A 7,238-nucleotide genomic window follows, 5' to 3' on the forward strand; every position below is an offset into this window, starting at 1 on the left:
CTGAAATAAATAATGACCGTTGATTTATCTCTGGTCAGACTATCCAGTCCGGTTTCCATCGTGATCGGATCTTCCTCGCCGATTTTCCAGGCGACGCGCTGTTTTGCTTTATCAACGGCCCCCTGCAGCGGCAGCGTAATATTACCATCTTTCTTGAAATAAGTGCCTGCAATCGCACCGTTTTTGCCGACCGCCAGTTGTACCGTCACATCGACGTCTTTCGTTCCCTGTGGAACGATGGCGAACACGCCCACGGGCATCCACTCATCTGCATTCTCCGGCGGAGGCACACGGTCTGCAATCTGATCCGCCTGAGATTCATAGTCCGTCACGGGAGCGACTTGTGCGCCATTATTATAAACATAGCCATCGTTGACAGAGTAGTTATAAACGACGGGGGCCAGACTGTTATAACCAATCCAGGCGCTCAAACCGCCGAATGTGGTCCAGACCCAGGGGCGATAGCCATATCTGCGATAATGATAATACGGATACCGACCATAACCATAACCGGACCCATAACCATAGCCTAATCCGTAGCCTGATCGATAACCGGACCAGTATCCGGGTCGATAATAGTAAGACCTGTTGTTCGCGTAACCGGGCCGGTTGAATCCGCCTGAACGATTTCCTCCAGGATACAAACCTGAACTTCGACCGACGTAGTTATTACTAAACCCGTGTCGGTTTCCCCCGGGATACAAACCAGGACTTCGACCAACATGGTTGTTACCAGACCCATGTCGATTTCCCCCGGAACTCAAGCCAGAACTTCGACCAGTATAGTTATTACCAAACCCGTGTCGGTTTCCTCCGGGACTCAAGCCGGGACTTCGACCACTATTGCTGTTACCAGCCCCGCGGCGATTTCCCCCCGAACTCAAGCCCGGGCTGCCGCCACTGTGCCTTGAACCCGAATACATATTTGAGAAGTTTGAGCTGGAGCGGTTACCGCTTCCGGAACGTAATCCCGGGTTGCCAATGCTGTTTCCCGGACGTGAGGAAATCGAGTTTCTGGAAGAACCAGACTGATTGCCTCTGGTAGATTGAAATGAATGCCCCGAATTCGTGGCGGATCTTGAAATTCGATTCGAAGACTGATTGATTGACCGTGAGGGGCCGGATGATCGCGAGGGGATACTGCGCTGCGAAGAAGACCTTCCTCCCGAGGACATTGAGCGAGACATCCCGCCAGAGTGCCCGCCACCGCGAGAGCTTCCGCCTCCGGACATACCACGGTGCCCTCCGCCACCTCCACCGCCACGACTTGCTCCACCTCCATGTCCGCCGCGTTGTGCAAAACAGTCAAGTTCGCTGACAAACATCACAGCGAGCAATGCCAAAATCGTAATACTAAACTGTCTCATGATGATCACCTGTTCGATCATGAAGAGAGAAAATTCATAGATCGACCTGTTTCGCGTCTATCGCAGGAGGGAAGAAATTTATTTTCCCTGCTCGATATCCACTTTCTATTTGTTGTCGACAATTCTGTTTCGAGAGAGTCAAAAGAAAATTGTCATGAATCAGTACCGTGTTGATGCAGAAGTGAGTGAGTTGCTGAACGCAGGATTTCTGCACACTCCGTTCGCCAACACCACATCCGCCTGGATAAAGTGAATCGAACTGGTATCGCCCGTCGGCTGTGTCTGAGATTCGTCAGGAAAACTATTGGCGGCGAGAGAAAATAAGACAAGCGACGCAAGGAATACAGACCGATTCATCCCCTTGCTCCCGAGTACAGAGCCGCTTCTAACAGCATCTGTAATGTAGTTGTAATCGTCAGGAGCGTCCTGCTGAGTTGTGCCGCACATTCATTGCCCGGCTTACTTGTTCACGATATGCATTAAAATTGTGAAAGTCAAACTAAAGTAAGGCAGCCACTTCTAGCAGGAGCACAAATCCCTGTTTCGATTAGCGAAATATCTACTCTGGTCATGATGAAATGGCCTGATTAGTGTAGCGGCATTGAAAGTTCTGGAAAATGTATTTTTTGGAAGACACCTGCGAGATTGAATCTTTGTAAATCCCCAAAGGCGCTGTATTTGAAGATTGATAGTCGGAGTGACACGTGTCGAAAAATCCACTGTTTCTAAAAGTGCTGCGGCTGCTTGAATTTTATCACCGATTTTTTCAGCTGCTAACGTGTGTCAGATATCAATAAAAAAATGCCCTGAAGATCAGGGCATTTTTGTCAGTCTCTGGTTTTTGTCAGTATCCGATTGAGAACCGGGCTTTCCTGTTCTCTAATGGCTCAACTGGCTGCGGGAGGCGGCGGAGTCGGTAAGTCCGGCTGCTGATCCAGATCTTTGAGGTAATCCTGCAGCAATTGATACGTCTTCTGAAATTCCGCTCGTGATGTCAGAACCTGATATTTGGAATCGGTCTGAATCTGCTGATAATGCTTGATCACCGTTTCCAGTTCCTCTTTCGTAGGAATTTCCGAATTGGAATAAAAGCTTTCCGGCAGAGCCAGATAGTCTTTCCAGGCATCATCCAGATTTTTTTCCAGTTCCTGATAGGATGCGGCTAATTCACTCTTCAGAGAATCATTGTGGATTTCCTGTTGAGCGAGCTTGGCTGTCTCCTGATCAATCCGCTGCATATTCCAGGTTTCCGAAACACCTCCACTGAAATAGATAATCACTTTCGATTGATCTTTCGTGAGACTGTCCAGGCCGGTTTCCATCGTAATCGGATCTTCGTCGCCCACTTTCCAGGCGACGCGCTGGTTCTTTTCATCGACGGCCCCCTTGAGCGGCAGCGTGATGTTTCCCTCTTTTTTGTAGTAAGTCCCTGCAACAGCGCCATTTTTTCCGACCGCCAGTTGAACCGTCACATCAACGTCTTCCGTCCCTTCAGGCATGATGGCAAAAACGCCGACCGACATCCACTCCGAAGCATCATCGGGCGGAGGCACGCTGTCCGCAATTTGAGTCGCCTGTGTTTCGTATACTGTGACGGGAGCCACTTGGACGCCGTCGTTATAGACATAACCATCTGAGACAGAATAGTTGTAAACCACGGGTGTGGCTACACTGTAACCAATCCAGGCTGCGACCCCGCCATATGTAGCCCAGGCCCACGGACGGTAGCCATATCTGTTGTAATGATAGTTCGGGTTATATCCATACCCTGGACGATAGCCGTGCCAGTATCCGGGTGGGTAGTAAGGTCGGTTTGCATATCCGGGTCGGTTTCCGGGTGGTCTGTTTCCTGCACCGGGCCTGTTAACGGGACGATCTCCGCCGGGTTTCAGTCCCGGTCTCCCATTGCCGGGACGATTCCCATCGCCGGGACGTAATCCACTACCAGGTCGGTTCCCATCGCCGGGTCGATTTCCATCACCGGGGCGTAATCCACTACCAGGTCGGTTCCCATCGCCGGGTCGATTTCCATCACCGGGGCGTAATCCGCTACCAGGTCGGTTTCCGTTTCCAGGCCGATTTCCATTGCCGGGAGATAACCCCGGAGTTCCTGTTCCGGGTTTTGTGCCAGGAAGTATTCCGGGACGGTTGCCCGGTGATCCAGGTTGTAATCCCGGACGATTCCCGCTTCCGGGGCGTAAGCCCGGGTCACGCGAGCCACTTCCCGGTCGTGAAACTGGAGTCGTTGGTTTTGAAGAGCCGGGTTTTCGATTGGAAAAATCGAGTGTTTTTCCAGGCTGGCTCGCTGGTCTTGAAGGTTTGCTGGAAGGCCGTTTAAAAGATTGAGAAGGTCGATTTGAAGAACTGGGCCGGCTCATGGAAGGACTGCGACCGGAAAATGAGCCTCCTCCACGTGAAGGGGAAGGTCTTGAGGGTGCAGGCCTTGAAGCACCGCCACCTCGTCCGCCGCCACCGCCGCCTCGGCCTCCTCGCTGGGCAAAACAATCCAGTTCGCAAATAAAGATTACTGCGAGGAATGCCAAAGTCATTGTTGTAAACTGTTTCATCAATTCAACCTGTTTGATCTAAGATCTAATAAGAAGAGAAGGTTTTCATTAGTTGACCTGATTAGGATCAATCGCAGGAGGCAAGCGAATGACTTTCACCTGCTCGATATCCGGTTCCTGTTCGTTACCGACAATTCGATTTTTGGATTCCCAGAGAAAACTGTCATTATCATCGTTTATCGTATAAATGTTTGTCGCGGAAGCACGTGTTCCATCCTGGAGTACACTGACTTTCTGCACGAACCATTGGTCGCCGTGATGCGACCAGTGCCCTTCAGCGACCCCGCCGTCGGAGTCGAAGGTCCAGCTTTTGATCTGTTTTCTAATGGGGTCCCAGCCAATACGCTGCGTACCGGAAAGCACGTTGCGTCCATTCAAATGGACTTTGAACTGGCGGATGATGAAGTTTTTATTCTTGCTCCAGACAGCGGATGTGTGAATGCTGGACGATTCATCCTCATCGACCCATTCACCAATCATCCACTCCAGAGGCGTTAAATGTTCATAATTAGACGGGACTTCTACCGCGGACTCGCGTACGGAAGTCAGTAACCACTTACCGTCCTGTTTGACTCGAATAGCCGAGAATCGTCCGATGACCGGTTTCCCTGCGGGAGCAGGATCGACTTCCGATGTTCCGTCAATCAGAACAATATCTGGTCTGAGAAAGCGAATCGAACTGGCGTGCAGATTGATCTTACGTCCGTAGCTGGTATTAAAATACCGCTCAAATTCACTGTGAATTGCTTCCCGTCCCGCGTAGCGCGTACCCGTTTCATCAATATAATCACCGTCTTCAGCCCACATGTCGGCAATCGCATTCGCATCTCGGTGATTGAAGGCTTTCACAAATTCTTTATTGGCAGCCTTAAGCTCAGCCAGATCGGAAACAGACTCACCACTGGCAGGTTGACTGGCAGAATCATCGGAAAAGATATTGGCGGCGACTGAAAAAAAGAGAATCAGCGCCAGAGACACAGACAGCTTCATAACTTTGCTCCCGGAAACAGACACTCGTTTTCACAGCGCCTGCATTGCAGGTGAATTACAGGGGGAGCCTCCTTACAGAGTCCTCTCGAACAATCATTGTCCGGTCTACTTACTAAAGATATGCCTGTATTTTGTATATGTCAACAAAAAGTAAGGAAGCCAGGAAGAATAGGAAAAGAAACAGATATCTCGAATCGTTCAACGACGTTTCTTCAAACGCATGAGCAGAAATTGATGGAATAACCTGAGCAGTCCGCTTGTTTCACAGGTTTTTAGAAAATTCATAAATTCTCTGGAATAAACCGCTGAGAAAGTGCCTCTTAAGAGTGGTAGGGGGGCTTGCTCTTTCGAACAAGACCTGAAAAACAGGGTTTCCTTCAATCAACACTGAATCAAACCCGATTTGTGAGACTCTCATTCTTGCAAATCAGATATTCCATTGAGAAACGGAGAACAGAGATGAAATTACTGTCGACAATGTTTGCATTACTGGGACTTACAGTATTCTTAGCCGGTTGCACAAAGCCAGCAGACAAACCAGCTGCAGAAAAACCTGCTGCTGAAAAACCCGCTGAAATGCCAACTGAAACACCAGACGCTCCTGAAGGTGACGCTGCCAAGCCAGAAGGTGAAAAACCTGCTGCTCCAGAAGAAGCCAAGCCAGCTCCTGAAACGAAGCCAGCTCCAGAAGCGAAGCCAGAACCTGCTAAACCAGCAGAACCAAAGAAGCCTTAATCGGCTGCTTCTGTCATCTCCGCATGGCATATGAGAACAGAAAACTCTCCCGAGAACCGGGAGAGTTTTTTTATTTACCGTGTGTATTACACTTGAGAGCGATCACCATCTAGGATCGAATGCGCCCTCACTTTAATGAGTATCGATACCTGAAAGAATCCGGGCTGCCGTCAAAGTATTTTTCAAGAGCATGGCAATCGTCATCGGCCCCACTCCCCCCGGCACGGGTGTGATTGCCGAGGCAACCTCTTTCACACCCTCGAAATCGACATCCCCGACCAGTTTATCATTCACGCGATTGATGCCGACATCAATCACAACAGCGCCGGGTTTCACCATATCCGCTGTCACAAATTCCGGCTGACCGATGGCGGCGATGATAATATCAGCGGTGCGCACGATCTCTTTTAAACCCTGCGTTCTGCTATGGCAGATCGTGACCGTGGCATCAGCGCCCAGACCGCGCTGCACCAGCAGCATGGCCATCGGTTTTCCCACGATCTCGCTACGGCCTAAAATCACCGCATGTTTTCCTGCCGTCTCCATTTTGGTGGAGAGAATCATCTGTTGAATTCCATAAGGAGTACAAGGCAGATAGCGTGGTCGTCCCTGGACAATCAAACCGACATTTTCAGGATGAAACGCGTCCACATCTTTCAAGGGATTGACCACATCCAGAATCGCAGTTTCCGTAATATGTTTTGGCAGAGGAAGCTGGACCAGGATGCCATGCACGCTCTGATCGGCATTCAGTTCCTGCACCAGAGCGATCAGTTCTGCCTGTGTCGTCTCAGCGGGCAATCGTTTCAGAGTGCTTTTAATTCCGGCTTTTTCACAGGCACGCTGTTTATTGCGAACATAAACGGCGCTCGCCGGATCCTCGCCAACCAGAACAGCCGTCAAATGCGGAACGATCTGAGATTCTGCTTTCATCTGCGCCACTTCCTGAGCGAGTTGCTCACGAAATGCGGCGGCCAGCGCTTTACCATCGATGATTTCTGCGGACACCCTGTCAATTCCTTGTAAAAATTTCTGAAACGTTCAATGTCGCTCACAACATAACGAATCAGCAGGAAATCTAAAACCACCCCAAAAGAATTAATGTGGCGTAGAGACAAATCGCCGCATAAATGGCGGCCACGAAATCATCTGCCATGATCCCCCAGCCGCCGTGAATCCGATCAAAATAACGAACCGGCCAGGGTTTCCAGATGTCAAATAAGCGGAACCACAGAAAACCAATCACGGAAAACCATAAGAACCGGGAATCGACGGCCCGATCAATTACCGGCAGTAATACGACAGTGAATGCAGTGATTTCATCGAAGATGATACAACCAGGGTCGTCCAGCCCCAGAATTTTCGCACCTCGATCACAGAGATAGACGCCTGCCAGAAATAACAGAACAGAGATGAGGAGATACACGGCCAGCGGGAGATGGAACCAGAGCAGCCCCATCACCAGCGGCGGCCCCAGCAGACTGCCAAATGTTCCGGGAGCCCGCGGCAGATAACCAATGCCCAGCCCGGTGGCCAGCAGCAGAATGGATTGATTTTTGATGTTTCTCATTAATGGTAA

The 7,238-nt window shown here is 50.2% G+C and carries 6 protein-coding genes and 1 pseudogene; 1 reads left to right on the forward strand and 6 read right to left on the reverse strand.

Translation table 11 applies throughout. From position 1 onward, the window contains the following. The 4 genes and pseudogenes from Q0294_RS19545 to Q0294_RS19560 form a co-directional block, all read right to left on the reverse strand. Nucleotides 1-1,367, reverse strand: a pseudogene (locus Q0294_RS19545) (hypothetical protein); the annotation flags it as partial. Nucleotides 1,368-2,254: 887 nt separating this feature from the next. Next, nucleotides 2,255-3,025 carry a hypothetical protein gene (locus Q0294_RS19550; RefSeq protein ID WP_299468808.1) on the reverse strand — a complete coding sequence of 257 codons (771 nt, stop codon included), beginning with the start codon at nucleotides 3,023-3,025 and terminating at the stop codon, nucleotides 2,255-2,257. A 230-nt stretch (nucleotides 3,026-3,255) separates the two neighbouring features. Then, nucleotides 3,256-3,588 carry a hypothetical protein gene (locus tag Q0294_RS19555; protein ID WP_299468810.1) on the reverse strand — a complete coding sequence of 111 codons (333 nt, stop codon included), beginning with the start codon at nucleotides 3,586-3,588 and terminating at the stop codon, nucleotides 3,256-3,258. A gap of 394 nt (nucleotides 3,589-3,982) precedes the next feature. Further along, nucleotides 3,983-4,924 (reverse strand): SgcJ/EcaC family oxidoreductase, encoded by a 942-nt coding sequence (locus tag Q0294_RS19560; protein WP_299468812.1) that lies wholly within the window; start codon nucleotides 4,922-4,924, stop codon nucleotides 3,983-3,985. Nucleotides 4,925-5,383: 459 nt separating this feature from the next. On the opposite strand from Q0294_RS19560, the gene Q0294_RS19565 reads away from it, so the two are divergent. Next, nucleotides 5,384-5,659 (forward strand): hypothetical protein, encoded by a 276-nt coding sequence (locus Q0294_RS19565; RefSeq protein WP_299468814.1) that lies wholly within the window; start codon nucleotides 5,384-5,386, stop codon nucleotides 5,657-5,659. Between the two features lie 132 nt (nucleotides 5,660-5,791). On the opposite strand, the gene folD is transcribed toward Q0294_RS19565, so the two are convergent. Beyond that, nucleotides 5,792-6,667, reverse strand: coding sequence for a bifunctional methylenetetrahydrofolate dehydrogenase/methenyltetrahydrofolate cyclohydrolase FolD (gene folD / locus Q0294_RS19570; protein ID WP_299468817.1), 876 nt, complete (start codon nucleotides 6,665-6,667; stop codon nucleotides 5,792-5,794). Nucleotides 6,668-6,737: 70 nt separating this feature from the next. Further along, nucleotides 6,738-7,238, reverse strand: a 501-nt coding sequence (locus Q0294_RS19575) for a phosphatidylglycerophosphatase A (RefSeq protein ID WP_299468819.1), incomplete at its 5' end; no start/stop codon positions are given.

Origin of the sequence: uncultured Gimesia sp. (assembly GCF_937919775.1) — a bacterium.
In the GTDB taxonomy this organism is placed as follows: Bacteria; Planctomycetota; Planctomycetia; order Planctomycetales; family Planctomycetaceae; genus Gimesia.

Excerpts from the sequence above, each read along its gene's own strand:
- Q0294_RS19560 (WP_299468812.1), bottom strand. The coding sequence starts at position 4,924 with ATGAAGCTGTCTGTGTCTCTGGCGCTGATTCTCTTTTTTTCAGTCGCC.
- Q0294_RS19565 (WP_299468814.1), top strand. The coding sequence starts at position 5,384 with ATGAAATTACTGTCGACAATGTTTGCATTACTGGGACTTACAGTATTC.